Here is a 222-nt window from a genome sequence, read left to right as displayed (position 1 = left end):
AGGTCTTCTACAACCGCCAGCGAATCCACCAGGGGCTAGGCTATAGAACCCCTGCTCAGGTTGAGGCCGCAGTGCCTTAACCAAACTGTCCGGGAAATCCGGGTTAGTCCACTCTGCCACTGCATTATCGTAAGGATCGCCTTTGGCGCTCATGCTGATGGTAATGCCGTTGCCCGTCAGCATTGCACGATACTCGGCTGAACTGTATTGAGCGCCTCGATC

At 55.4% G+C, this 222-nt stretch carries 1 protein-coding gene; it reads right to left on the bottom strand.

Annotated elements, in window-relative coordinates:
* On the bottom strand, positions 1-183 hold a 183-nt coding region (locus ABE485_RS31275), incomplete at its 3' end, for a hypothetical protein (protein WP_430795488.1).
* Positions 184-222: the final 39 nt, after the last annotated feature.

The sequence above is a fragment of the Achromobacter spanius genome, assembly GCF_039673305.1.
GTDB lineage: Bacteria > Pseudomonadota > Gammaproteobacteria > Burkholderiales > Burkholderiaceae_B > Achromobacter > Achromobacter spanius_F.
This window is presented reverse-complemented; position numbering and strand designations above follow the sequence as displayed.